This is a genomic window from Streptomyces lydicus, from assembly GCF_000717345.1.
Classification (GTDB): domain Bacteria; phylum Actinomycetota; class Actinomycetes; order Streptomycetales; family Streptomycetaceae; genus Streptomyces; species Streptomyces lydicus.
Genome location: NZ_JNZA01000038.1, coordinates 31,807 through 57,179, shown reverse-complemented (window position 1 = coordinate 57,179; position 25,373 = coordinate 31,807). Strand labels below are relative to the sequence as shown.

At 71.3% G+C, this 25,373-nt stretch carries 25 protein-coding genes and 1 pseudogene; 11 read left to right on the top strand and 15 right to left on the bottom strand.

All coding sequences use genetic code 11. The annotated features are described in order from the left end of the window. Nucleotides 1-99: 99 nt before the first annotated feature. The 3 genes from OO62_RS29425 to OO62_RS29415 form a co-directional block, all read right to left on the bottom strand. Complete coding sequence (locus OO62_RS29425; protein WP_033270668.1) at nucleotides 100-312, bottom strand: DUF4287 domain-containing protein; 213 nt, start codon at nucleotides 310-312, stop codon at nucleotides 100-102. A gap of 60 nt (nucleotides 313-372) precedes the next feature. After that, complete coding sequence (locus OO62_RS29420; protein WP_033270667.1) at nucleotides 373-945, bottom strand: dihydrofolate reductase family protein; 573 nt, start codon at nucleotides 943-945, stop codon at nucleotides 373-375. Between the two features lie 164 nt (nucleotides 946-1,109). Next, nucleotides 1,110-1,670, bottom strand: coding sequence for a dihydrofolate reductase family protein (locus tag OO62_RS29415; RefSeq protein ID WP_033270666.1), 561 nt, complete (start codon nucleotides 1,668-1,670; stop codon nucleotides 1,110-1,112). 156 nt (nucleotides 1,671-1,826) lie between these two features. Here OO62_RS29415 and OO62_RS29410 point away from each other — a divergent pair, with 156 nt between their 5' ends. Then, nucleotides 1,827-2,471 carry a TetR/AcrR family transcriptional regulator gene (locus OO62_RS29410; RefSeq protein WP_033270665.1) on the top strand — a complete coding sequence of 215 codons (645 nt, stop codon included), beginning with the start codon at nucleotides 1,827-1,829 and terminating at the stop codon, nucleotides 2,469-2,471. Nucleotides 2,472-2,613: 142 nt separating this feature from the next. Here OO62_RS29410 and OO62_RS29405 read toward each other — a convergent pair whose 3' ends face one another. Continuing rightward, nucleotides 2,614-3,069, bottom strand: coding sequence for a VOC family protein (locus OO62_RS29405; RefSeq protein WP_033270664.1), 456 nt, complete (start codon nucleotides 3,067-3,069; stop codon nucleotides 2,614-2,616). A 208-nt stretch (nucleotides 3,070-3,277) separates the two neighbouring features. Here OO62_RS29405 and OO62_RS29400 point away from each other — a divergent pair, with 208 nt between their 5' ends. Beyond that, nucleotides 3,278-4,084, top strand: coding sequence for a class I SAM-dependent methyltransferase (locus OO62_RS29400; RefSeq protein ID WP_228332494.1), 807 nt, complete (start codon nucleotides 3,278-3,280; stop codon nucleotides 4,082-4,084). 75 nt (nucleotides 4,085-4,159) lie between these two features. Here OO62_RS29400 and OO62_RS41590 read toward each other — a convergent pair. Further along, nucleotides 4,160-5,021, bottom strand: a pseudogene (locus OO62_RS41590) (GntR family transcriptional regulator). 312 nt (nucleotides 5,022-5,333) lie between these two features. Further along, nucleotides 5,334-5,606, bottom strand: a complete 273-nt coding sequence (locus tag OO62_RS29385) for a GntR family transcriptional regulator (protein ID WP_228332493.1) — start codon at nucleotides 5,604-5,606, stop codon at nucleotides 5,334-5,336. Nucleotides 5,607-5,950: 344 nt separating this feature from the next. On the opposite strand from OO62_RS29385, the gene OO62_RS29380 reads away from it, so the two are divergent. From OO62_RS29380 to OO62_RS29365, 4 genes are all read left to right on the top strand, one after another. After that, a complete protein-coding gene (locus tag OO62_RS29380; RefSeq protein ID WP_051733712.1) occupies nucleotides 5,951-7,201 on the top strand; it encodes a helix-turn-helix domain-containing protein in 1,251 nt (416 codons plus the stop codon). Between the two features lie 56 nt (nucleotides 7,202-7,257). After that, complete coding sequence (locus OO62_RS29375) at nucleotides 7,258-7,635, top strand: DUF6415 family natural product biosynthesis protein (protein WP_129322992.1); 378 nt, start codon at nucleotides 7,258-7,260, stop codon at nucleotides 7,633-7,635. Continuing rightward, nucleotides 7,632-8,024 (top strand): hypothetical protein, encoded by a 393-nt coding sequence (locus OO62_RS29370; RefSeq protein WP_033270659.1) that lies wholly within the window; start codon nucleotides 7,632-7,634, stop codon nucleotides 8,022-8,024. Before OO62_RS29375 ends, OO62_RS29370 begins: the two co-directional genes overlap by 4 nt. An 88-nt stretch (nucleotides 8,025-8,112) precedes the next feature. Next, nucleotides 8,113-8,415 carry a hypothetical protein gene (locus OO62_RS29365; protein ID WP_051733710.1) on the top strand — a complete coding sequence of 101 codons (303 nt, stop codon included), beginning with the start codon at nucleotides 8,113-8,115 and terminating at the stop codon, nucleotides 8,413-8,415. Nucleotides 8,416-8,483: 68 nt separating this feature from the next. Here OO62_RS29365 and OO62_RS29360 read toward each other — a convergent pair whose 3' ends face one another. Beyond that, complete coding sequence (locus tag OO62_RS29360; RefSeq protein ID WP_033270658.1) at nucleotides 8,484-8,702, bottom strand: hypothetical protein; 219 nt, start codon at nucleotides 8,700-8,702, stop codon at nucleotides 8,484-8,486. A gap of 333 nt (nucleotides 8,703-9,035) precedes the next feature. Between OO62_RS29360 and OO62_RS29355 the strand changes: the two genes are divergently transcribed. From OO62_RS29355 to OO62_RS29345, 3 genes are all read left to right on the top strand, one after another. Continuing rightward, nucleotides 9,036-9,539, top strand: coding sequence for a MarR family winged helix-turn-helix transcriptional regulator (locus OO62_RS29355; RefSeq protein WP_033270695.1), 504 nt, complete (start codon nucleotides 9,036-9,038; stop codon nucleotides 9,537-9,539). Between the two features lie 95 nt (nucleotides 9,540-9,634). Then, a complete protein-coding gene (locus OO62_RS29350) occupies nucleotides 9,635-12,151 on the top strand; it encodes an MFS transporter (protein ID WP_033270657.1) in 2,517 nt (838 codons plus the stop codon). Nucleotides 12,152-12,359: 208 nt separating this feature from the next. Then, the gene (locus tag OO62_RS29345) at nucleotides 12,360-13,202 is read left to right on the top strand and encodes a YceI family protein (protein WP_033270656.1); all 843 of its coding nucleotides are present in this window, start codon (nucleotides 12,360-12,362) and stop codon (nucleotides 13,200-13,202) included. Nucleotides 13,203-13,249: 47 nt separating this feature from the next. Here OO62_RS29345 and OO62_RS29340 read toward each other — a convergent pair whose 3' ends face one another. The 5 genes from OO62_RS29340 to OO62_RS29320 form a co-directional block, all read right to left on the bottom strand. Further along, entirely contained in the window at nucleotides 13,250-14,038 is a 789-nt protein-coding gene (locus OO62_RS29340) for a TetR/AcrR family transcriptional regulator (protein ID WP_033270655.1), read from the bottom strand. A 184-nt stretch (nucleotides 14,039-14,222) separates the two neighbouring features. Continuing rightward, the gene (locus OO62_RS29335) at nucleotides 14,223-15,812 is read right to left on the bottom strand and encodes an MFS transporter (protein WP_033270654.1); all 1,590 of its coding nucleotides are present in this window, start codon (nucleotides 15,810-15,812) and stop codon (nucleotides 14,223-14,225) included. Nucleotides 15,813-15,940: 128 nt separating this feature from the next. Next, complete coding sequence (locus tag OO62_RS29330; RefSeq protein ID WP_051733708.1) at nucleotides 15,941-18,223, bottom strand: ArnT family glycosyltransferase; 2,283 nt, start codon at nucleotides 18,221-18,223, stop codon at nucleotides 15,941-15,943. Then, a complete protein-coding gene (locus OO62_RS29325) occupies nucleotides 18,220-19,605 on the bottom strand; it encodes a bifunctional glycosyltransferase family 2/GtrA family protein (RefSeq protein WP_228332492.1) in 1,386 nt (461 codons plus the stop codon). Before OO62_RS29325 ends, OO62_RS29330 begins: the two co-directional genes overlap by 4 nt. A 160-nt stretch (nucleotides 19,606-19,765) precedes the next feature. Next, the gene (locus tag OO62_RS29320) at nucleotides 19,766-21,283 is read right to left on the bottom strand and encodes a sensor histidine kinase (RefSeq protein ID WP_051733707.1); all 1,518 of its coding nucleotides are present in this window, start codon (nucleotides 21,281-21,283) and stop codon (nucleotides 19,766-19,768) included. Between OO62_RS29320 and OO62_RS40065 the strand changes: the two genes are divergently transcribed. Further along, the gene (locus OO62_RS40065) at nucleotides 21,195-21,542 is read left to right on the top strand and encodes a hypothetical protein (protein ID WP_033270652.1); all 348 of its coding nucleotides are present in this window, start codon (nucleotides 21,195-21,197) and stop codon (nucleotides 21,540-21,542) included. The genes OO62_RS29320 and OO62_RS40065 overlap by 89 nt on opposite strands. On the opposite strand, the gene OO62_RS29310 is transcribed toward OO62_RS40065, so the two are convergent. Then, nucleotides 21,518-22,312 carry a response regulator transcription factor gene (locus OO62_RS29310; protein ID WP_381565047.1) on the bottom strand — a complete coding sequence of 265 codons (795 nt, stop codon included), beginning with the start codon at nucleotides 22,310-22,312 and terminating at the stop codon, nucleotides 21,518-21,520. The two genes, OO62_RS40065 and OO62_RS29310, sit on opposite strands and share 25 nt — an antisense overlap. A 307-nt stretch (nucleotides 22,313-22,619) precedes the next feature. On the opposite strand from OO62_RS29310, the gene OO62_RS29305 reads away from it, so the two are divergent. Further along, nucleotides 22,620-23,162: an NADPH-dependent FMN reductase gene (locus OO62_RS29305; RefSeq protein WP_033270651.1), complete on the top strand. Its 543-nt coding sequence runs from the start codon at nucleotides 22,620-22,622 to the stop codon at nucleotides 23,160-23,162. A 63-nt stretch (nucleotides 23,163-23,225) separates the two neighbouring features. Here OO62_RS29305 and OO62_RS29300 read toward each other — a convergent pair whose 3' ends face one another. Both OO62_RS29300 and OO62_RS29295 read right to left on the bottom strand, forming a co-directional pair. Beyond that, nucleotides 23,226-24,101 (bottom strand): amidohydrolase family protein, encoded by an 876-nt coding sequence (locus OO62_RS29300; protein WP_033270650.1) that lies wholly within the window; start codon nucleotides 24,099-24,101, stop codon nucleotides 23,226-23,228. 281 nt (nucleotides 24,102-24,382) lie between these two features. Beyond that, nucleotides 24,383-25,216, bottom strand: a complete 834-nt coding sequence (locus OO62_RS29295) for a DUF2797 domain-containing protein (protein WP_051733706.1) — start codon at nucleotides 25,214-25,216, stop codon at nucleotides 24,383-24,385. Nucleotides 25,217-25,373 lie beyond the last annotated feature (157 nt).

The window sequence follows — 25,373 nt, the reverse complement described above, 5'->3', positions numbered from 1 at the left end:
GCGCACCTCGCATTCGAGCAGGAACAGGAACAGGAATGACGCTGGATCGGGGAGACAAGCTCCAGGCCCTGCCCGAGGGACCGGGACGGCAAGTGGTGTTCACCGACCGGCGTCCTCGGCGAGGGTGTGGGAGACCAGGGCGTTGGCGTGACCGTGGCCCAGGCCGTGTTCCGTCTTCAGCCAGCTGACGAGCTGCATGTGCTTGGTCAGGGGTGAGGAGCGGATGAGCTCCTGCCACTCCGCGATGGGGCGGCCGTACTTCTTCTCGATGGAGGGGAAGTAGCTGGACGGGCCTTTCGCTGCCGCGGTCATGCCGGGGTTCCGCCTTTCTGTTGGTGTGCCATCGGGGCGTACTCGGGTGCGGGAGCGTCGTCAGCGGACGACGTCGAAGACGTTCTTCTGCAGGCCGTTGGCGTAGACCTCGTGCTCGACCAACTGCAGCTTCTGGGTGTCCTTGTCCGTGGCGCTGAACAGGCGCTTGCCCGCGCCGAGCAGGAGGGGGAAGACGATGAGGTGGTAGCGGTCGATCAGGCCGGCGTCCGAAAGGCTCTGGTTCAGGGCGGCGCTGCCGTGGACGATGATCGGGCCGCCCTCGGTCTGCTTCAACGAGGCGACCTCGTCGAGCGAGCGCAGGATCGTGGTCTCGCCCCAGTTCGACACCAGGTCGTCCTCGGTGAGAGTGGTGGAGACGACGTACTTCGGCATGACCTTGTAGTCGGCGAAGTCCTCCATGGCCGGCCACACCGGGCTGAACGCCTCGTAGCTGACCCGGCCCATCAACATCGCCGTGGCTTCCTTCTGCTCCCGGCCCTTGATGTCGAAAGCCTCGGGGAGGAAGTCGACGTTCTTGAAAGTCCACCCGGAGTTCCGGTATCCGGGCTCGCCGCCCGGGGCCTCCACGACGCCGTCGAGAGAGATGAACGCGGTGCTGATCAGGGTACGCATCGTAAGGTTCCTCGGTATCTCGTGCCTGGGTACAAGAAGGTTCAGCCGGTGCAGGGTGCGCTCACACTCGCCACTGCACCGCACCGACCGTGGTCTCTGACTGCTGACCACGGAGAAACTCATCGTTCATCGCCCGCCCCATCGGAGCGTGCTGGACGGAACGGCTAGTCGGCCCGTTCGTGCCGGAGGAGAACCACCTGGGAGTCGAAGCTCCTGGTCTCGCTCAGGGTCAGGTCGAACCGCTGCTGCGGGGTGGCGAAGGCGGGCCTGCCACCGCCGAGAACGACGGGGTGGACGAAGATCTGGTACTCGTCGATCAGCCGGTGCTCGGTGAGGAAGCCGGCCAGCGAGGAGCCGCCGAACAGCAGTAGACGGGCGCCGCTGTCCTTGAGGGCGGTGAGCTCCTCGACGACGTCGGTGTTGATGACGCGGGTGTTCCAGTCGGCCTCGGTCAGCGTCGAGGAGACGACCACCTTCGGCGCCTTGCGCCAGACGGGCGCGAACGCGAGGTCGTGCTCATCGTTCGAGAACTCCTCGGCACGGGGCCAGTAACCGGACATCATGTCCCACACCACGCGGCCGTACAGGAAGATGTCGGCGCTGCCGGTGAGGGCCTGCGCATAGGCGGACAGCTCGCCGTCCATACGGGGCCAGTCGAACTCCCCGTTCGGGCCCTCGATGAAACCGTCCAGCGACTGGTGCACAAAGTGCGTGATCTTGCCCATGCAGCGGATCCCCCTGATGAAAAAGCGCCCCGGCGGTCGACGACCAGCCTTGTGTACGCTGTCCACATGCGGAGGGCACGGAAATCCACCCCCCGAGTGATCACGCAGAAGCCTAGACGACCTAAGTGGATGCTGTCCACATTGGAGGCGGCAGCCATGCCCTCAGCCGAGAACGACAAGCCGAATCGGGAGACCTACCGCCACGGCGACCTCCGCAACGCACTGATCGAAGCGGGCCTCGAACTCGCCCGCCAGGGCGGGCCGGAAGCCGTCGTGCTACGCGCGGCCACCCGGCAGGCCGGCGTCGTACCCAATGCCGCCTACCGGCATTTCACCGATCGCAACGCACTGCTCCAGGCCGTCTCCCAGACCGCCATGGCCCACCTCGCCCGCACCATGGAGGCCGAGCAAGCCGCCCTGCCGCCGGCCACGGACGAGGCAGCCGCCGCCCGTGCCCGCTTCCGTGCCGTCGGCACCGGCTACCTGCGCTTCGCCCAGGAAGAGCCCGGCCTGTTCCGCACGGCCTTCCACGTCCCCGGCGACATGGCCCACGCCGCCGCCCCCACCGCCGCGGGCGCCGCCGGCAAGACCCCCTTCGAGCTGCTCGGCGCCGCCCTCGACGATCTCGTGAAGGCCGGATTGCTGCCCGAAGACCGCCGCCCCGGTGCCGAGTTCCTCGCCTGGTCGGCCGTTCACGGCCTGGCCGCCCTCCTCATCGACGGCCCCCTCCGCGGCCTCCACCCCACCCAGGCCCACGACGCCGGCCAGCACGTCATCGACATGATCGAACGCGGCATCTGACCCCACCCGCGGAGGCCCTGCGCCTGCTGCCGGTCATCGGCACGCAGCGGATGGACGTGCCCGGCCAGCGCGCTGACCGGCAAGGTTCGCCGGGTGAGTGGTGGCCGGTTCTGAAGGGGTGGTGGTTGGTTCCGCGTGTGGATCAGGCGAACCAGCTGTCACGGGCGGCGCTCAAGCCGTCTGCCGGCGGGTCGGGAAGTAGTTCAAAGAACTTCCATGCGTACCCGTACGGATCGAGGCACTCGAGGTACCGCTCGCCCCACGGTGCGTCGACCGGGTCGGTGGTGACGGTGCATCCGGCCAGACGGCAGTAGACGGCGGTCGCGTTGACGTCGTCCACCTCGATGCCGATGACCACGCCGAGGCCCCGTGGCCCGGTCTTCGTCATGCGTTCCCGGTCGCTGTCGGGAAATGGCATGCCGACCAGGGCGTCGACGAGTAACTGGAGCTCACCGCGGCGCAGGATCGCCATGACCGTCGAACCGTCCGGTCCCGGTATCGCTCCGATCGGCTCGAATCCGAGCCCCTGGTAGAACCTGGCTGCCTCGGTGACGTCCGGGACACGAAGCCCGACCCGGTAGGAAGCCTCATCGGCCATTTCACTCTCCGTTCAGCATGCTGGTCATCACCGGCACGATGCACCGACGCGGGGAACGGCGGCCAGTAGGTGCGGACTGATCACGCTGCCTGCGTCCGGGCCCGGCCCCGGGGGCGCCGGCGTTCGCTGCCACTCGGTCAGGTGGGTCCAGCTCCAGGGCGCATGGCGGCGCGGCAAGGAAGAGGCTTCCTGACGCGGCACTACCGTCATGAGGGTGACAGGAATCAATGCCGACCGGCGATGGTCCGAATCCATGCCGGTGGCCTATGAGCAGTACCTCGTGCCGGTGGTCTTCCGGCCCTTCGCCGAGGACCTGACTGCCCGGGCGGCGGCACTCCACCCTCGGCGCATCCTCGAACTCGCCGCGGGAACTGGCGTGTTGACAGCGGACCTGCTCGCAGTAACACCCTCGGCCGAGGTGACGGCCACCGACCTGAACGAGGCCATGGTCGCTTTCGGGTCGACCCGGGCCCCTGGCGCGGTGTGGCGGCAGGCCGACGCGCAGCGGCTGCCGTTCCCGGACGGAGGCTTCGACCTGGTGGTCTGCCAGTTCGGCGTGATGTTCTTTCCCGACCGCATCGGGGCCTTCACCGAGGTCCGCCGGGTGCTGGCCCCGGGCGGCCGGTTCCTGTTCAACACCTGGGGCCCTCTCGGGACGCACGCCTTCGAAGTCGCGCTGCAGGCCGGGCTGGAGCGGGCCTTTCCGGTCGAGCCGCCACAGTTCTTCCAGACGGTTCCGCACGGCTATGCCGACCCCGCTGTCGTGGCCGCTGATCTGGCGGCCGCCGGGTTCGCTGTCGAGGACGAGCAGGAGCTGACGCTTCAGGGCCGGGCCGCGTCGACCGCCGACCTTGCCACCGGGTACCTCACCGGGACACCGGTGCGCGCGGCCGTTGAGGAGCGCGGCGACGGACCGGCCGTCCGGGCCACCGTCATCGAAGAGATGACGGCCCGTCTGGGCCCGGGGCCGGTCACCGCCCCGATGACGGCGTACGTCTTCCGTGCCGCGGCCTGACGCAGGACGCGCCCGCGCAGAGGAGGGGCGTGAGTCGACCTCGACGGGGCTCGTCGCACGGACGCCTGGTGCTCATCAGGCAACGTTCGCCCTGGTGACGAGCTTGCATAGCCGTTCGTCGGCGGCGTGCTTGTTCCGCCAGATGATGTAGCGGCGGATCATGCTGCCCTGCTCTTTGTGGCTGGCGTGGTCGGTGCCATCGAGGGCGAAGTAGCGGAGTGCGGTGAATTGGGCCTCGATCCGGTTGAGCCAGGAGCTGTTGGTCGGGGTGTAGGCGATCTCGACATTGTTCGCCGCGGCCCAGGTCCCGACCCGCTGACATCGCTTCGTCGTCAGGTGCGGTGAGTAGTTGTCGCAGACGATTGCGATGCGCACGTCCGCCGGATGGAGTGAGGGTCTTCCAGGTCTTCACGCGTGGAAACGAGACGCCCTCCTCGCGGAGCAGTTCCCGAAGGCCCTCATGGCTGATGTCGTCGACCACCCCCTCGGCGACCAGGAAGTCCGCCGGCTTGGCCAGACTCCAGGTCGAGAACGGCAGGCCGTGCTCGAACGGCCTGGATTTGGCGATCTTCTCGATCTCCCGGCGCTCCGGCAGCGAGAACGCCCTCGGCCGCCCACCCCTGTACCTCGGGTAGAGCGAGCCGAAACCGTCCGCGTTGAAGTTGCGGCACTAGTCCCGCGAGTCGTCGCCGGCCGCCTTGAGGATCTCCGCGGCGTTCTTCGCGACGAACGAGCCCATGCCGGGCGTGGTGACGATGAGTCCTTCCTCCCTGAGGCGGGCGGTGACCTTGCGGACAGTCACACGCGCGACGCCGAACTCCTGCTCCATCCGCGCCTCGGAGATCAGGTGGCGCGGCGGGTAGGCGCCATCCGCGATCCGCTCTCGGATGACGTCGGCAATCTGCTTCCACTTGGGCAACGTCGGATCGAACTCCATCACGAACGGGACTGTACCCACGGATAGTTACAGAGGCGTAGGGGACTGGGACTGCAGACAGGTTCGAGGGTCACCGAGAGCAGGACGGGCGCACGGCCCAGCGAACGATCAAGGGCCCGGCAGCGGTGATACCCGGCCGCAGGTGCAGGAGATTTCACCGAACCGGCTTGCCGGCCAGGCCGCGCACCGTCAGGATCGGGCGGAGAACACCACCTCAGACCCCTGGCGCCACTACGGCCGCACCCGTGCCACCAATGGCGGGCTAGCAAGGTCTCGTTTCGAGGGTCGGCCGACCCTCTTTTGAAGACGGGCTCAGTACCGCGAGTCGTCGCCCGCCGCCTTGAGGATCTCCGCGGCGTTCTTCGCGACGAACGAGCCCATGCCGGGTTCGGTGTAGATCAGGCCCTCGGCGCGGAGGCCGCTGTTCACTTTCTGGCTCGTCGAGTCGGCAATGCCGAACTCTTCCTGAAGCTGGATCACCGAGGGGACGCGCGTCCCGGGCGGGTAGCTGCCGTCGGCGATGCGCGTGCGGATCATGTCGGCGACCTGACGCCAGCGAGGCCGGTCCGGAGCAAATTCGATCACATGCCCAAGCTAGGCACCGCACCCATGAGGTGCGAGAGGTACCAGGGGGTAGCCCCCGTTTTTGGGATCTGATCGGGTGCCCGTCTCGGAACATACCTAACAGCGCCAGGAGTTGGCATTCCATCGAACGCCTTCCAGAGAACTGAGGGCATGACCAATGCCCCGCCCCTGCCGTGTGTACAGGCGGGGCGCTTCGTCGTGTCCTGACTCAGGCGTCCTCGTCGGGGAGCCGGACTCGCCCTGCTGCTCGGCCCACACCGGGAGCCTCTGACATTCGGCGCACGGAATCGGCCTCGCCTCATACCCTGGCAGTGTCGAGCTGTTCAGAGAGGGGCAAGGCCGCCATGTCCGATGCTACCCCCGACCCGTACGCCGCCCCGTTGACCTTCGGAAAGCGGATGCAGATCCTTCGCCAGCGCCGGGGCATGTCCCGCGTTGTGCTCGCTGGTCTCATCGACATGTCTCCTTCCTGGGTGAAACGGGTCGAGAACGGCCAGTTGCAGACGCCTGGGCTGGCGATGATTCTCCGTATCGCCGAGGCCCTGCGCGTGCGCGACCTCGCAGACCTCACCGGATACACCACCATGCGAGTGGACCTGTTCGCCGGCCCCGGGCACCCCCGGCTCGCTGCCGTCGCGAACGCGGTGAACGCCTACCCTGTCGGGCCCTCCGACGGCCCTGCCCCATCGGCCGCCCACATCCGGGCCCGGCTCGGGCGAGCGTGGTCGGCCCGGCATTCGGCGCCCAACCACCGCGAGGTGATCGGCGCGTTGCTGCCTGATCTGATCAGGGACGCTCAACTGGCGGTGCGGCAGACTGATTCTGCGGCGGAGCGACGTGCGGCGCAGGCGGCCCTGTCCGAGGTCTACAGCCTCAGCCAGTTCTTTATCGCTTATCAGCCGGATGCGGCGCTGCTGTGGCGAGTGGCTGAGCGGAGCCTGGTGGCCGCGCAGGAGTCCGAGGATCCGCACACCATCGGTGTCGCTGCGTGGCTCACCGCGCAGGCGCACCGCGACTCGGGCCCCTCGCACTTCGACGCCGCGGACGAGGTGACCGCGTCGACGCTGCGCTACCTCGATCCCCTGTGGGAGGACGCCACCGACGACGTGCGCGCGATCACCGGCGCTTTGCAGTTCGAGGCCGGCTATACGGCAGCACGACGCGGTGACCCGGGGACCGCGTGGCGGTATTGGGACCAGGCAGAGAAGACTGCCAAGGCTCTACCCGCGGGGTACTTCCACGCGGTGACCAGCTTTTCGCGGGCGGTGATGGGTGCGCACGCTGTCACCATCGCGGTCGAGCTGCACTCTGGCGGCGAGTCGGTGCGGCAGGCAGCCCGGGCCGAGGCGTCGGTGATCCCGTCCCGGCCGCGGCGGGCCCGGCACCGGATCGAGCAGGCCCGTGGCTACCAGCTCGACGGACAGCCGGACGTGGCCCTGGCCACGCTGAATCAGGCGTTTGAGGCCGCGCCGGAGACGATTCGGTACAACGGGTACGCGCGCCGGATCGTGCTGGAGGAGACCGAGGCAGCGTCGCCGGGCCGGCGTCGGCGGGCGTGCGAACTCGCAGCGAGGATCGGTCTTCTGGCGGCATGACAGAGGGGACACGATCTGTGTCCCCTCTCTGGTTCCCGTACTTCTACGGTCTCCGCATGGACACCGAGCGTTTACGGCCGGCGACGCAACCTGCGGACGGGACTGCCCCGATCGACTGGGAAACCATCAGCGAGACGATCCACGGCGCGCTGCGCACCGGCTCCGGACCGATCGATCCGGACGAAATGGCGGGGCTCGCGGAGACACTGCGCGGGCACATCGCGCTCCTCCTGATCGAGGCGCGCCAGAGAGCCTCGCAGCTGGGGCGCGGAACGATCGAGGCCCAACAGGCGGCGACGCGGCTGGGCAGCATCGAGCGGCAGTTCCGCCGCCCGCTCGCCTCGCTCCCGCTCTCCGCGCACGTCCAGGTTCAACGGCTCGCCCGGGACTGCCAATGGCTCCTCGCTCGGCACTCGGTGGAGGCCCGCTCATGAGCGACGAAATGGCCCCGTTGGTGTTCCTCTACGACCGGTGCGCCAGCCGGAATCAACGAGACCTCCGCAGCCGGCTGCTCGGCTGCCACACCTACGTTGACCGTATGGGCTGGGCACTCGCAGGCCACAGCCCGTGGCGCGACCTGGGGCCCGACGCGCTCAGCGCGCACCGCCCCGCACTGACCGCCATGGCCGCGGCGATGCGGGAGGCAAGGGGGTACCGCGAGGTGCTGTGCCTGGTCCACAACTGGGGTCGTTTGGCCAGCGACGACACCCACCGTCTGATGTTGCAGCAGCGCATCATCCAGGTTGGCGGCTACACGATGACCACGTTTGGCGAGAGCGACCGGCACACCCTCCGCGCCGTGCTGGTGGGGAGGCAGTCATGAGCCCTCGACAGCGGCGGGCCGCGCAGTGCTTGACGTTCCTGGGCGCCGGCACGCTCGTTCTCGCAATCGGGACCAAGGGAAGTGGTCGGTGACCGCCTCCGACCGCTCCGAGGTGAGCGGGCTGCGGCTGCTGCCCTGGCCGGGGCCGAACGGGCAGCGGTGTTACCTCTCCACCGATGCGGAGGAGGGCGGTTATCTGGCCCGCCTGGCCGACGACATGGAGGAGGCCCAACTCTCCACGGGCGAGGAGGTGCTGGCGCACGCGGTCGAGCTGCTGCGGAACCCGGGAGTGACACCGCCCGGCGAACTCCGGTTCTGTGTCCGCAGGCTGAGCGAGGCGCTGCGGGACGCGCTGCGGGTCGCCGAGAGCAGGGGCGGGCGCACGGCGTAGCGAACGATCAAGGGCCCGGCATCGGTGATGCCGGGCCCCGTACGCGTACAGAGGGTGGGGAGGAGGGGCTACGCCAGCGCCAGCCAGGCGGCGCCCGCGACGACCAGGAGGGCGACGATCACGCCGACGATGAGGCCCACGCGGGGGCCGGCCGACTGCTGGGGTGCCGGGGCGCGACGGCTGCCGGTCTGGGGGGTGCCGCCCTCGTCCACGAAGGCCCGGAACATCTGCGTGCTGCCCGCCGGGTCGTAGTTGCCCTCGGCCTGGTTCTGCGGGTTGGTCGCCATGGGGAAGGACCCTAGCGAACCGGGGGCCCGGGGGCACCCCTGGGGCACGTATGGAGCGACGCCGCGGGGCGTGGAAATACGGGCGTGGTGCGTGAGGTGCACCACTGGTGGCCGATTTCTCCCGGCCTGCGGGCGTGGCCTGGACCTGCGGCTTTACGTGGGGCCATAGCGGGATTGACTCGATATCGAGCCAGGCTTTGGGGTTCCTTTACCTGCATCCACCACCCATTCGTTTGCCTTCAGCAACCAACCTTGCTTATGGTTGCCCCAAGCAACAAAAGATGGGCGATCGGGATGTCCGATCGAGGCGTACGGAGAGGTGTGGAGGAGCCGGTGGCCGCTCACAGTCAGTACGAGGAGCTGGCCAGGCAACTCAGCGCCATCGGCGCCGTCAAGCGTGAGATGGGCCGAATCCTGCCCCAGGACTGCCCGCCCGCCTCGGCCGGGGTGCTGACCCTGCTCGACCGGCACGGCGAGATGCGGATGAGTCAGCTCGCCGAGCTGCTGGCGATCGACATGTCGGTGACCAGCCGGCACGTCGCGCACGTCTGCGAGCGCGGCTGGATCGAGCGGAAGCCCGACCCGGCGGACAAGCGGTCGCGGCTGCTGCGCCTGACGCCGAGCGGGCAGGAGCTCCTGGAGGAGCTCGCCGAGCGCTACACCGCCACGCTCGCCCGGTATCTGGACGACTGGACCGACAGCGACGTCGGTCACCTCATCGAGCTGCTCGCCCGGCTCCGTACGAGCTTCGGCGACTGCCGGACCCGGGGAGCGCACCACGACTCCGGCGCCCGGGCGCCGCACCACGACTCCACCACCCGTACACCCGCAGGATGAAAAGGAACTACATGGCTACGACCACACCAGCCGGTGTGCGGGGCGGCCACGCCAAGCATGGAGGCGGCGGACACGGCGCCTCCAACGGGGCGCCCATGACGCACCGTCAGATCATGGAGGCGCTGTCCGGGCTGTTGCTCGGTATGTTCGTCGCCATTCTTTCGTCGACGATCGTGTCGAACGCGCTGCCCGAGATCATCCATGACCTGGACGGCGGGCAGAGCGCGTACACCTGGGTCGTCACCGCCTCGCTGCTGGCGATGACCGCGACCACGCCCCTGTGGGGCAAGCTCTCCGACCTGTTCAGCAAGAAGCTGCTGGTGCAGTTCGCGCTGGTCATCTACGTCGCGGGGTCGGTCGTCGCCGGGCTCTCGCAGAACACCGGCATGCTGATCGCCTGCCGTGTGGTGCAGGGCATAGGCGTGGGCGGTCTGTCCGCCCTGGCCCAGATCGTGATGGCGGCGATGATCTCGCCGCGTGAGCGCGGCCGTTACAGCGGCTACCTCGGCGCCACCTTCGCCGTCGCCACCGTCGGCGGCCCGCTGCTCGGCGGCGTCATCACCGACACCAGCTGGCTCGGCTGGCGCTGGTGCTTCTACGTGGGTGTGCCGTTCGCGGTGATCGCCCTGATCGTGCTGCAGAAGACCCTGAAGCTGCCCGTCGTCAAGCGCGAGGGCGTCAAGGTCGACTGGGCGGGCGCATTCTTCATCAGTGCGGCGGTCTCGCTGCTGCTGGTGTGGGTGACGCTGGCCGGCGACAAGTACGACTGGATGTCGTGGCAGACCGCCGCGATGGTCGGCGGTGCGGTGGTCCTCGGCGCGATCTTCGTGTTCGTCGAGACCAAGGCCAAGGAGCCGATCATCCCGTTGCGGCTGTTCCGCAACAAGACGATCACCCTGGCCTCGGTGGCCTCGCTGTTCGTCGGTATCGCGATGTTCTCCGGCACCGTCTTCTTCAGCCAGTACTTCCAGCTGGCGCGCGGCAAGTCGCCGACGATGTCCGGTGTGATGACGATCCCGATGATCGGTGGTCTGTTCATCTCGTCGACCGTCTCGGGCCAGATCATCACCAAGACCGGTCGCTGGAAGGCTTGGCTGGTCGCCGGCGGCGTGCTGGTGACCGCGGGCCTCGGCCTGCTGGGCACCATCCGTTACGACACCGAGTACTGGCACATCGCGATCTTCATGGCGCTGATGGGCCTCGGCATCGGCATGATGATGCAGAACCTGGTCCTGGCCACCCAGAACCAGGTCGCCCCCCAGGACCTCGGCTCCGCCTCGTCCGTCGTGACCTTCTTCCGCTCCCTCGGTGGTGCGGTGGGCGTCTCGGCCCTCGGCGCGGTGCTCGCCAACCGGGTCACCCACTACGTCAAGGACGGCCTCGCCGACCTCGGCCCCAAGGCCGCGAAGGCCGCCGCCCACGGCGCCGGCAACAGCGGCGGCGGCATCCCGGACCTGGACGCCCTCCCGGCGCCGCTGCGCACCGTCATGGAGAGCGCGTACGGCCACGGCGTCGGCGATGTCTTCCTGTACGCGGCGCCCTGCGCGCTGCTCGCCTTCCTCTTCACCCTGTTCATCAAGGAGGTCGCGTTGAAGACGCGTGGCGGACTGGACCAGAGCGCGGAGCCGGCCGCGGCCGGCGCGGCCCCCGCGGCCGCGTCGTCGGAGGCCGTCGCCGCGGCGCCGGTCGAGGAGCTGGAGCCGGCGCTGGTGGGCGCCCCCTCGGTGCCCACGGACGACGACCCGCACACGCCCTCCTGGGCGCAGCCGGCCGCCGCGACGGCCCCCCAGCCGCTGGCCGCGTACGCCTCGGCGGGCGGCGGCGACGCCACCCCGGCGGGCCCGTCGGTCCACGGTTTCGTGCGCAACGCGGAGGGCCACCCCGTGCCGCGGTCCGCGGTGACGCTGATCTCGCTCAGCGGGCGTCAGCTGGGCCGCGCGGTCGCCCAGGCCAACGGTTCGTACGTGCTCGGTGCCCCCGGCGCGGGGTCCTACGTCCTGATCGCGGCGGCCGACGGGCACCAGCCGCAGGCGGCCACGGTCGTCGTCGGTGACTCGCCGTACGGCTACGACATCCTGCTCAGCGGGACCAGCGGCCTCGGCGGCCAGATCCGCAGCGCGGTCACCGGTGAGCCGGTCGACGGTGCGATGGTCGTCGTGACCGACGTCCGCGGTGAGGTGCTGGCCACCGGGAAGACCGGCGCCGAGGGCTACTTCGCCTTCGACGAGCTGACGCCCGGCACCTACACCGTCGCGGTGAACGCCCCCGCCCACCGCCCGGCCGCACTGCCGGTCGAGGTCGGCGGCCAGGGCACCACCCGCATCGAGGTGGAGCTCCAGGCCGGTGCGCGGGTGCAGGGCGTCGTGCGGGCGGGCGGTCCGAACGGGACCCGCCGTCCGCTGCCCGACGCGCGGGTGACGCTGGTGGACGCGGCGGGCAACGTCGTGGCCACCTCGACGACCGGGGAGGACGGCGCGTACGCCTTCACCGACCTGGACGCCGGCGACTACACGGTCATCGCGAGCGGCTACCCGCCGGTCGCCACCGGCCTTGCGGTCGACGCCCGCGGGGTCGACGGCTACGACGTCGAACTCGCGCACCCCGGGGACTGATCCCCCGAGCCCCTGGGCATCCCCCAGGGGCGGCAAGACCCCGGACCGGGGCGCGCGTCGAGCGGAGACGCGCCCCGGACCGGACCCCAGGGCTCCGGCGGCCGCGCTGCGCACAGGCAGGGGACGGCCTGCACGCCGCCGCCGGAGCCCGACACCGGGGGACCCCCACGAGCGGGGTATCACCACCAGGCAACAAACGGGAGAGGTAATGGATTCGACGGGCGCGGGAGCTGCGGGCGTAAGGGCGCAGGTCCGCACACGGGACGGCTGGGCGGTACAGCACGCCGTGCTGACCGTCACCGACATGACGGGCTCGCAGGTACTGCGCGCGACGGCGGACGAGCAGGGCGCCATCCGCACCGGACAGCCGCTGCCCGCCGGCCCGTACACGGTCATCGTGACGGCCGTCGGCTACGCACCGGTCGCCTCCAGCGCGATCGTGACGGCGAGCGGCCGGATGGACGTCGGCAGCGTCGTACTGGCCCGCCAGGGCGGGGCCGAGCTGCCGCCGCCCGGCGCCTGGACCATCGACCCGATGCACTCGACGGTGGCCGCGGTCGCCCAGCACCTGGGGATCTCCAGCGTGCACGGCCGGTTCACCGAGTTCAGCGGCCGCATCGAGATCGCCGAGGACGTGGAGAAGTCGCGGGTCGAGGCGGCCATCAAGGCCACCACCATCGACACCGGCAACGGCATGCGCGACGGCCACCTTCGGTCCGAGGACTTCCTCAACGTCGAGGAGTACCCGGAGATCACCTACCGCAGCTCCGGCCTGGAGCCGGCCGGCCCGGACCGCTGGACGGTGCACGGCGATCTGGCGCTGCACGGCGTCGTGCGGCCGGTGGACCTCGACCTCAGCTACCTCGGCACCGGCCCGGACCCGTGGGGCGGGGTGCGTGCCGCCTTCCGCGCCACGGCCGAGCTGCGCCGCGAGGACTTCAAGATGAACTACAACCAGGTCGTGGCGGCCGGCATCGCGGCGATCGGCACGACGCTGAAGGTGGAGCTGGACATCCAGGCGGTGCAGGGCGAGAGCCTGCCCATGGGGTGAGCTCGCGGATTCCTCCCGCGTCCCGCGGACCACTCGGGCCGGGCCTCCTAACGGGGGTCCGGCCCGCGCTCGTCGGTGCTCCCCCGCAGCGCCTCGATGCCCGCGATCTGCAGGTCGAGCGCGAAGGCGAAGTCGCGGTCCCGCATCTCCTGCACGGTGGCGCCGCCGCGGGCCGCCATGACCTTGGTGGAGTTCTCCAGCGTCTCGGCGAACTCCGGGAGTCCCTCGACGGCCGCCATCACCTGCTGGAAGTACTCGTCCACCGGCACTCCCGCCTCCGCGCACCTGGCGTTGAACAGGCCCTCGATGGTGGCGAAGCCGTAGACGAACTGGAAGACGGCGGACAGGCCGCCGGTGATCTGCTCCAGCGACAGTCCGCTCGCCTTCATCACCCGCATGCTGGCGTTGGAGAAGGCCGTGGAGTGCGGGCCGATGTTGATGTACGTGCCCAGCAGGCGGGCCACCCAGGTGTGACCGGTCAGCAGGCCGCGGTACGCGTGGGCCAGCCCGCGCAGATGGTCGCGCCAGTCCCGGCCGGTGTCGGCCTCGTCCGGCAGCCGCATCTCGCCCATGACGCTGTCGAGGGCGAGTTCCAGCAGGTCGTCCTTGGTGTCGACGTACCAGTAGACGGACATCGCGGTGACGCCGAGCTCGGCGGCGAGCCGGCGCATGGAGAACTTCGCCAGGCCCTCGGCGTCCAGCAGCCGGACCGTCGCCGCGACGATCTTGTCGAGGTCGAGTCCGGCCGGCTGGTCCGCCTTCCGCTTGAGCGGGGGGCGGTCGGCCAGCCAGACGCTGCTCGGCCGCTTCCTGGCGCGGTCGTCCGTCGCTGCCATGGCGCCCCTCCCTGTTCCTGAGCGTCGTGGGATCCCCGCTCTTCGCCGGATCCCGGTGCGTCCTCGGATCCGTGGTGTCGCCGGATCCCTGAGCTTCGTCGCAGTACGACCCGTACGGGTGGTGCCTCTACCGGTGGGTACGCACCGCCCGTACGCGCCGTTCACGATCACGTACCCACCGATGCTATTCCGCCGCGGCGGTGGCCGGTTCCGGGCCCGACGGCGTCCCCGGCACCGGCTGCTCCCGGCCGGCCCGTTCGGCCCGCCGCAGGAGCACGGCGGCGAGCAGCCCGCCGACGAGGACCGCGGCCGCGCCGACCAGCTGGCTGGTGCCGATGCCGGCGGCGAAGGCGTCCTGGACGGCGGCCCGTTCCCCGTCCGTACGCGTCCGGGCGAGCGCGGCGGGCAGCGAGCCGGCGCCCGCGGCGATCAGCGGGAGCAGTGCCGCGAAACGGGAGTTGAGGACCGCGCCGAGCACGGCGACGCCCAGCCCCTGGCCGAACTCCATCAGCGTGCCGTTGACGCCGGCGCCCACCCCGGCCTGGGCCGGCGGGATCGCGGACATGATGGCGTTGGCCATCGTCGGCATGGCCAGCGCGACGCCGACACCCATCACGATCAGGCCGGTCAGCATGCCGCCGTAGCTGTGGCCGCCGAGCAGCGCTATGGCGGCGAGGCCGGCGGCGAGCAGCGACATGCCGGAAACGATCATCCCGGGGGTGCCGAGCCTGGGCGTCAGACGGGCGCTGAGGCCGGTGAAGTTGATCAGGATGACGGTGACGGCGAGCGGCGCCATCCGCAGCCCGGCGTCCAACGGCCCGTAGCCGAGCACCAGTTGGAGGTGCTGGGTGAGCAGGAACATCGAGCCGCCCATGCCGAAGGCGACCAGGATGCCGCCGGAGACCGCGCCGATGAAGCGGCGGTTGCGGAAGAAGCGCATGTCGAGCATGGGGTGCGGGACGCGCAGCTCCCACAGGGCGAAGACGGCGAGGCCGACGATCCCGACGGCGGCGGAGATCAGCACCCGGCCGGACAGCCAGCCGGCCTGCGGCCCGGAGATGATCGCGAAGACCACACCGACCATGCCGACCATGGACAGCAGCGCGCCCGGCAGGTCGAGGGGGGTCGCGGCGGCCGGGTCCGCCCCGGGCCGGGCGATCCCGCGGCCGCTGGACTCGGGGACGAGGGTGACGACGGCCGCCAGCGCTACGACGGCGACCGGCAGATTGACCAGGAACAGCGAACCCCACCAGAAGTGGTCGAGCAGGGAGCCGCCGATCAGCGGTCCGGCGGCGAAGCCGAGCGAGTTGACCGAGCTCCAGATGCCGATGGCCCTGGGCCGCTCCTCGTCGTCGAAGATCTGCATGACGACGGCGAGGGTGGTGGTCACCAGCAGCGCGCCGCCGACGCCCATGGCGGCCCGGGCGGCGATCAGCTGACCGGGTGACTGGGCGAGCGCCGCGCCGAGCGAGGCGAGGCCGAAGAGCACCAGGCCGACGGCGAGCATCTTCTTGCGGCCGTAGCGGTCGGCGGAGTTGCCCGCGGTGAGCAGCAGGCCGGACTGGACCAGCGAATAGGCGTTGATCATCCACTGGACATCGGCGGTGGTCGCACCCATCTCCTTGGTCAGGGAGGGGATGGCGACGTTGAGGACGGTGTTGTCGAGGACGACCGTGAGCTGCGCGACGCAGATGACGGCCAGGATCAGCCAGCGGGCGGCATGGCGGCCCGTGGGCTGGAGGGACGTGGTGGCTTCGGAGGCCACGGCGGACATACAGGCTCCCTGTACGGTGCGAGCGGATGACTTACACCGTACAGGGAGCGCTATACGCCGTACATTTGATTTTCGGGCAGGGCGGGCGCGCGGTGGCGGCCGGGCCTGCCCGGAGTGCAGGCTTCCGTTCAGCCCTTCCGCGCGGTCAGGTCGTAGAAGGTGGCGCTGCCGACGGTGACCTTCGTGAAGTTCTTCTCCACCCAGGAGGTGATCTTCGACGAGCCGCCGCTGCCGCCGGGGCCGCCACGGCCGCCGAAGCCACCGAAGCCACCCGCCCGGGCGGATCCTTCCCTGCCGCCGGCGCCTTCCCTGCCGCCGGCGAGGAAGTAGTGGATCTTGCCGTCCGCGACGTACTTCTTGAACTGGCCGAGGGTCGGTGACGGGTCGCTTCCGTTGAAGCCGCCGATCGCCATCACCGGCTTCTGGGTGGCGAGTTGGTAACTCGCGGCGTTCTGGGAGCCGATGGCCGCCGCGGCCCAGGTGTAGTCCGCCGCGTCCTTCTCCAGCAGCGCCTTGGCCTTGGCGCTCACCTTGCTGCCGTTGAGCAGGCCGCCCATGCCGCCCGTCCGCCCGGCGCGCTTGCCGAAGGCCGCACCGCCCGGGCCGCCGGGGAACGCCGGCCGGCCGGCCTGGCCGCCGCCGGTGCCCGGCGCGCCGCCGAATGCGCCCGCCGGCGTACCGCCGTTGGTGTGGCCGCGCCACTTCCCGGGCATCCGCCCGCCGGGGAAGCGCCCGCCACCGGGGCCGCCCATGCCGCCCTGGACGGAGGGACCGGCCGTGATGATCGAACCGCCCTTGGGCGTGTTCACCGTGTCGAGCGTGTACGCGACCGGCCCGGCCAGCGACGTCGCCAGCCCGACGCCGGCCGCGATCACGGCGAGCCGACCGGCCACGCGGGGCACCTGGGGTGTGTGGGGCCTGGTGGGTTCTTGGGACGCTGTCGGTGCCCCGTCCTCCGCCGGCGCCTCGTGCTGCTCCCGCGCCGGCGCTCCCGTCCACAGGGACAGCAGCAGACCCAGTGCCGCCAACAGACCCAGCACCAGCACCGTCCAGCGGAGCCACGGCAGCCACTCCGGCGACCGGTTCAGCAGGACGTAGGACCAGGCGGCGGTCACCGCGACCGTCACCGCCAGCACGCTCGCCCCCAGCCGGCCGGCCCGCCGCCACATCAGCGTCGCACCCATGCCGACCAGCGCCGCGAGGTACGGAGCCAGGGCGATGTTGTAGTACTGGTGGAAGATCCCGGACATGAAACTGAACGTCGTGAAGGTCATCAGCAGCGCGCCGCCCCAGACCAGGAACTCGGCCCGCTGAGCGGCCTGTTCGGCGGCGACCGCACGTCGGGCCCGCCACAGCACGACGACCGCCACAACCAGCAGGATCAGCGCGGCCGGCAGCAGCCAGGAGATCTGCCCGCCCATGTCGGCCGAGAACAGCCGGGTGAGGCCGGTCTCCCCCCAGCCGCCCCCGCCACGCCGGCCACCGCCGCCGCCGACGCTGCCGGTCTCGTTGCCGTTGATCCGGCCCAGGCCGTTGTAGCCGAAGGTCAGCTCCAGGAAGCTGTTGTGCTGCGAACCGCCGATGTACGGGCGCGAGGACGCCGGCCACAGCTCGACGATCGCCACCCACCAGCCACCGGACACCACCATCGCCAGTCCGGCGAGCAGCAGCTGACCGAACCGCTTGCGCAGCGCGACCGGGGCACAGCACGCGTAGACCACGGCGAGCGCCGGCAGGATCAGCCACGCCTGCAGCGTCTTGGTGAGGAACCCGAGCCCGAAGCAGACCCCGGCCAGCACCAGCCACTTCGTACGGCCGTCCGCCAGCGCGCGCAGCACGGCGGCCACCGCGCAGACCATCAGGAGGCACAGCAGCGCGTCGGGGTTGTTGAACCGGAACATCAGGGCCGCGACCGGCGTCACCGCCAGCGCGCCGCCCGCGAGCAGCCCGGCGCCCGCGCCGAACCGTCGCCGTACGGCCGCGTACAGCACGCCGACCGTCGCGACGCCCATCAACGCCTCGGGCACCAGGATCGCCCATGAGCTGAGCCCGAAGAGCCGCACCGACAGGGCCATCGGCCACAGCGCGGCCGGCGGCTTGTCGACGGTGATGGAGTTCGCCGCGTCGGAGGAGCCGAAGAAGAACGCCTTCCAGCTCTCGCTGCCGGCTTGTACGGCGGCCGAGTAGAACTGGTTGGCGTACCCGGACGCGGACAGGCTCCAGAGGTAGAGCACGGCCGTGACCAGCAGCAACGCCAGCAGGGCGGGTCGCCCCCAGCGCGGGTCGGCCGGGCGCGGGTCCGGCCCGCGGGGCGGCGTGGCAGGTGTCGGCGGTACGGGCCCCGCGGCGGCGATCGACCCCGGCGCTCCCCCCTGCGACGTGGCGGGCGTATCGGTCGGTGGCGGGTTCATCGATCACTCCTGGAGAAGGTGGGCGAGCCGGGTGCGGCGGACGGGAGGGGTGCGGCGGCGGTTGCGCCAGGTGAGCCGGGGGTGCCGGGGGAGCCGGGCGTGCCTGATGAGCCGGGGGTGCCGGCCGGCGTCGTCGCGTGGTCGGGGAACACCCAGGCGCGGAAGAGCAGGAACCGCAGCACGGTCGCCGCGAGGTTGGCGGCGACCAGCACGGCGAGTTCGGTGCCGTGCGACGGGTCGCCGCTGGCGGCGTTGAGCGCGGCGAGCGAGCCGCTGGTCAGCACCAGCCCGATGGCGAAGACCACCAGCCCCTGCGCCTGGTGGCGGACCGCCCGGTCCCGCCCCCGCACCCCGAAGGTCAGCCGCCGGTTGGCGGCCGTGTTGCCGAGCGCGGAGACCAACAGCGCCGCCGCGTTGGCCGGTTGGGGGCCGACGCCGAGCCGGAAGAGGGAGTACAGGCCGAGGTAGAGCAGGGTGCTGAGCGCGCCGACGACGCAGAAGCCCACCAGTTGGCGGGCCAGTCCGCCCGGCACCCCGGACAGCTCACGGTCGCGCGGATCGTCCCCGAACGGCCGGGCGAGCCGGTCCAGCGGCAGCGCCCCGGTCGCCAGCGCCCGCCCCACCCGCCACACGCCCTTGAGGTCGTCGGTGGCCGTCCGCACGAGGTGCACGGTGCTGCGGGGGTCGTCGACCCAGTCCACCGGCACCTCGTGGATCCGCAGCCCGGCCCGCTCGGCGAGCACCAGCATCTCGGTGTCGAAGAACCAGCCGGTGTCCTCCACCATCGGCAGCAGCCGCGCGGCGACGTCCCCCCGGATGGCCTTGAAACCGCACTGCGCATCGGTGAAGCGGGCGGCGAGCGAACCGCGCAGGATCAGGTTGTACGTGCGCGAGATGAACTCCCGCTTCGGGCCGCGGACCACCCGCGCGCTGCGGCTGAGCCGGGAGCCGATCGCCAGGTCCGAGTGACCGGAGATCAGCGGCGCGACCAGCGGCAGCAGCGCGTTGAGGTCGGTGGACAGATCGACGTCCATATAGGCCAGCACCGGCGCCTCGGACAGCGACCACACCGTGCGCAGCGCCCGCCCCCGCCCCTTCTGCTCCAGCCGCACCGCCGTCACCTCGTCGATCGCGTCGTCGAGCCGCGCGGCGACCTCCGGCGTACGGTCCGTGCTCGCGTTGTCGGCGATGGTGATCCGGAACCCGTAGGGGAAGGTCCGAGCGAGGTGCTCGTGCAGACGCCGGACGCACGGTTCTAGGTCGGCCTCCTCGTTGTAGACGGGGATGACCACATCGAGAACGGTGGCGATCTGACCGAGACTCAGGTGCTCGCGTGGCGGTAGGGAGCTCAGGGGTGTCCGGGGCGGCTGTGTCGTCGTCATACCGTCGACACTCGCCAACCGCGCTGTCACGACCGTGTGGTGAACCTGTGGCCGGGCTGTGAGTCCGTCGGGGGGCGGGGCGGGGGCCCGGGGGCCGGGGGCTACGTGAAGTCCCCGGGAGTCCCCGGCAGGGGCGGTGGTCCGCGGGTCGCCTTCCTGGTCAGGAGGGGGCGAGCGCCGCTCTCACCGGGCCGGCCGTCGGGAGTGTCACCGTGAAGACCGTCCGGCCCGGCACGCTGGCGACGCCGACCGTACCGCCGTGCGCGGCCACCACCGCCTGCACGATCGCCAGCCCGAGCCCCGTACTCCCGGCGGCGCGGGACCGCGAGGCGTCACCGCGCGCGAAACGCTCGAAGACATGCGGCAGCAGGTCGGCCGGGATACCGGGTCCGTCATCCTGCACCTCCAACCGGACGACACCGCGGCCGTGGTGCGGGCCGCTGCCCGGACCGCTGCCCGTGCCGCGCAGCCGCGCCGTGACCGTCGTCCCCTCGGGCGTGTGCGTACGGGCGTTGGCCAGCAGATTCATCAGAATCTGGTGCAGCCGCCCGCTGTCCCCGTGCACCAGCGCCGGCTCGTCCGGCAGCTCCAGCCGCCACCGGTGACCGGGCCCGGCCACCCTCGCATCGCTCACCGCGTCCACCACCAACGGCGCGAGATCAGTGCTCTCGTACGAGAGCGGGCGTCCGGCATCCAACCGGGCGAGCAGCAGCAGATCCTCCACCAGCCCCGTCATCCGCTCCGCCTCCGACTCGATCCGCCCCAGGGCATGCCGGGTCTCCGGCCCCGGCTGCTCCCGTCCGCGCCGGGTCAGCTCGGCATACCCCCGGATCGAGGCAAGCGGCGTACGCAGCTCATGGCTGGCGTCGGCGACGAACCGCCGCACCCGCATCTCGCTCTCCTGACGGGCCGAGAGCGCCGAACCGACGTGCCCGAGCATCCGGTTCAGCGCCGCGCCGACCTGCCCCACTTCGGTCCGCGCATCCGCCTCCGGCTCGGGCACCCGTACGTGCAGCGCCACCTCGCCCTGGTGCAGCGGCAGTTCGGACACCCGGGTGGCGGTGGCCGCGACCCGGCGCAGCGGCCGCAGCGCGATCCCCACCATGGTGGAACCGGCGATGCCGGCCGCGACCAGCCCGGCGACGGTCAGGCACGCCTCGATGACCACCAGCCTGCCGACCGTGGCCTCGACCCCGCCGAGCGGCAGGCCGATCACCAGCGCACCGTCCTTGGCGGACTTCACGCGGTAGTCGCCGAGCCCGGGCAGCTCGGTGGTGTGCGGCGCGCCGTCCCGCGGGACGGCGTCCAGGGCCGCGGCCTGCTCGACGGTCAATGCCGCCAGCCGCTCGCTGGGCAGCCGCCTCGTCGCATTGCTCAGCTTCGCCCCGACGTCGATCGTGCCGTCCGGTCCGACCCGCGCGCCCACCGTGCCCAGCGGCTGACCGCCCATCGCCACGAAGTCGAGCGTCGTCCCGCTCCGCATCGGATCGTGCGGCCGCGGCGCCTGCGCCCGCATGACCGAGTCCTTCAGCTCCCCGTCCAACTGCCCCTGCAGATAGGAGTGCAGCGCGATCGTCGTCACCGCCCCGATGACGGCCCCGACCACGGCGATCAGCCCGACGGCCGACACCACGAGCCGCGTCCGCAGCGTCCACCGACGACGCGGCGCCGGGGACACGGAAGCGGAGGAGCCCGGGGCCGAGGAGCCCGACGAGACGGAGGGGCCCGAGGAGATCAGGGGGTCCAAGGAGATCGAGGGGTTCGGCGAGACGGAGGGGCCCGAGGAGATCGAGGAGTCCGACGAGACCGAGGCAGCCGAGGAGGGCGTGGGCGCCGGCCCGGGCACGGGAGCCGGGGTCTCCTGCGCGCGCTGGGGGACCCCCTCCGGGAGGTACTTCCCCTTCACCGCCCGCTACCCGCCCGGCTTGATCAGATAGCCCGCGCCCCGCCGGGTGTGGATCATCGGCGTCCGACCTGCGTCGATCTTCCGCCGCAGATACGAGATGTACAGCTCCACGACGTTGGCCTGCCCGCCGAAGTCATAGCTCCAGACCCGGTCGAGGATCTGCGTCTTGCTCAGCACCCGCCGCGGATTGCGCATCAGATAGCGCAGCAACTCGAACTCGGTGGCCGTCAGATGGATCTCCTGACCGTCCCGCCACACCTCATGGCTGTCCTCGTCCAGCACCAGGTCGCCCACCGTCAGCCGCGATTCGCTGCGTGCGGCGGCCGCCCCGGCCCGCCGCAGGAGCCCCCGCAGCCTCGCCACCACCTCTTCCAGGCTGAACGGCTTGGTGACGTAGTCGTCGCCGCCGGCCGTCAGCCCGGCGATCCGGTCCTCGACCGCGTCCTTCGCGGTCAGGAACAGCACCGGCACATCCGGCAGATCGCTCCGCAGCCGCGCGAGCACCGTCAGCCCGTCCATGTCCGGCAGCATGACGTCCAGCAGCACCGCGTCCGGCCGCCAACTACGGGCACAGCGCAGGGCACCGGCGCCGTCCCCCTCCGCGCGGATGTCCCAGCCCTCGTAGCGCAGCGCGAGCGACAACAGATCGGCGAGCGACGACTCGTCGTCCACGACCAGCACCCGTACCGGACTGCCGTCGGCCCGCAGCAGCTGCTCCGGCTGCCTGCCCGGTGCGCCCCTGGAGGACGAGGCCGGTGCCGGCACACGAAAGGACGCTGAGGACGACGAAGTCACGGTCATGGGCCCGAGCCTGTCCGACCCCCGTGAAAGCTCTCTTTCGCCTTTCTGTGAATCTCCTGAGAATTGCCTACGCGGCCACCCCGGCCCCGCCTCCCCCGCGTCCTCGCGTCTTGGCTCCCCCCGTCAACTCCCCTCCCCCGCAACCCGGTTCGGGCCGTGACCGGCCTGGACCGCCCCCCGCGCGGCCCAGACCGATCACCACTTCCCAAGCATCGCACCCCCCACTGACAATCACCCTGACCAGCACTTTCACCACCGCCCCGCCCCCACGCGGCACCGCTGACGCCGTTCGCCGTACCGTCACCCCATGAGACTCCTCGCCCTCTCCGGCAGCCTGCGTGCCCGCTCCTCCAACGGGGCGGTGCTGCGCTCGGCCCTCGACGTCTGGGACGGACCGGCCACCACCGCGGACATCGGCGCGCTCCCGCACTTCAACCCCGACCTCGACGGCGAGGGCGCCACCCCACCCGCCCCCGTAGCCGCCCTGCGCACCGCCGTCGCCGCCGCCGACGCGCTGCTCCTCGTCAGCCCCGAGTACGCGCACGGAGTCCCCGGCGTCCTCAAGAACGCGCTCGACTGGCTGGTCAGCAGCGGCGAATGCGTCCACAAGCCGGTCGCGGTGATCACCGCCTCGCCGTTCCCCACCGGCGGCGACCACGCCAATGCCCAGCTCCGCGAGACGCTGCGCATGATGACGGGCGAGGTCGTCACGGCCGCGTGCCGTGAGATCCCCGCCATCGGCCCCAAGATCGACGCCGCCACGGAACGCGTGCAGGACGAGCCCACCCTCGCCGACCTGGCCACCGCCATGGCTCACCTGGCCACGGCCGCCGAGCCGCGCACCCCCTGAGCCTCCCCCTCACGGCCCCTGAACCCGCGGGGCCCGGCACCTGAACCCGCGGGGCCCGGCCCCTCACACCCCGAACAGCCGCGCCGCGTTCCCATGACAGACCCCCCGCAGCCACCCCTCACCCATCTCCAACCGGGTCAGCGCCTCCAGCGCATGGGCGTACCCGTAGGGGATGTTGGGGAAGTCGCTGCCGAACAGCACCCGGTCGCCGAGTTCCGCGAGCCGGCCGCGTTCCGCCCGGGGGAACGGCGCGGTCTGTTCGGAGAAGTCCGTGAAGGCCATCGTCGTATCGAGGTGCACGCCCGGATAGCGCTCCGCGAGGTCGAGGAAATCGGCGTACTCCGGCATGCCCATGTGCGCGATGATCAGCCGCAGTCGGGGATGGCGGGCCAGCAGCCGGCCGATCGGCTCGGGCCCGGTGTGCTTTCCCGGTGCGGGCCCCGACCCGCAGTGGATCACCACCGGCACGCCCGCCTCCGCGAGGGCGCCCCACACCGCATCGAGCAGCACCCCGGCCGGGTCGTACGCCCCCACCTGCACATGTGCCTTGAAGACCCGCGCGCCGTCCTCGATTTCGGCCCGCACATACGCCTCGGCGCCGTCCTCGGGGAAGAAGGTTGCGGTGCGCAGACAGTCCGGCGTACGGGCCGCGAAGTCGGCCGCCCAGCCGTTCAGCCACTGCGCCATCCCCGGCTTGTGGGGATAGACCATCGACGTGAACGCCCGCACGCCGAAGCCGCGCAGCACCCGCAGCCGCTCGTCCTCCTCGAAGCGGTACGCGATCGGCCACGTCCGGCCCACCAGCGGCCCGGCGGAGTCGAAGTACGCCCAGACCTTCGCCAGCACCCGCTCCGGCATGAAGTGCGTATGCACATCGATCAGCCCCGGCAGCCCCAACTGCCGCCAGAACGCGCCGACCTGCTCATCACCGTCCGCCACTCCGGCCCCCTCCCGCCGCGTTCCCCGTCACCTCACCGGCGCACCCTCCACCACCACATGGGCACACCACCCAGCACCCCGCAGCAGGCACAGTAGCCCCACCCGCAACCCCACAGGCGCCCCACCGACCACCCCGCACAGGTCAGCCCGGCGGACCCCCACAACCGGCGTGCGGCCCTCCGCCTCTCCCTGCACAGGCCATCCACAGTCCCCTCCCCCACGAAGTCCCGAAACCCCAGCCCGAGCAACCCCAGCCCGCGCCGCCCCTCCGGCGCCGCCCCTCAGAACAGCCCCTCCTGCGCCCCCTCCTCCTTCTCCTCCCGCTCCGCCGCCCCGTAGGCCCCGGCCCGCACGGGAACCGTCGTCGCCCGCCCCTGGGCCGCCCCCAGAACCCACCCCGACAACACCCGCGCATCCATCACGGCCACCACCTCACCTGCTCCCGCCGGGGCCAACCTCAGATACACATCCGACCCCACCCCGGCCAGCACCTCCCCCACGATCTCCGCACCCGCCGTCATCCCGCCGAGCGCGGCCACCTCGCCCGGAATGCGGTCGAGCCCGAACAGCTCCGTATGGTCCACAGCGGCGAACTCCGCCGTTTCAAGCGTCTCCGGCCACCCGGCCAGCCCGGTGGCCGCCGCGTGCAACCGCCGCAGCTCGGCGACCCGCTCCGGCACCGGCGGCAGCGCCCCGCGCGCCGCCCGCTTCGCCTCCTTCGCGAACCGATCGGGCACCGCCAGCGCGCTCCCCAGCAGCGCCTCCGCCCGCCGCGCCGCCATCAGGGGCCCGCGTCCCAGCCACGCGTACGCCACCGCCCCCTGCTCCACCAGGCGCGCCGGCCCCCGCTCGGCGGCCGTGATCCCCACCTTGAGCAGCCCGGGCCCGAAGTACGCGAGATAGACGCCGTACGGACGCGGATCGTCCGCCATGGTGTCCGCGGCCACCGAACGCGAACGATCCAACTGTGCGCAGCGCGCGCACTGGTCCCTGGCACTCGCCCCGTCCAGCTCCGCCGCATAGGGGCACACGATCCAGCGGCCGGCCCGCCGCACGCCGAGGCAGCGCCGCTCCCCCTGCGCCGCGAACGCCAGCACCTTGCCCGCGGGCAGCATGCTGACCCGTTCCTCACCCCGCTCGGCGCAGTACCACCCCAGCCGCTGCCCGAACCGCCCCTCGGTCCCCGGCCCCGCGACCGCCCCCGACCCGGACCCCGTTCCGGGCCCCGATCGTGACCCACCACCTGACCAGCGCGGTCCCGTACATCGCCAC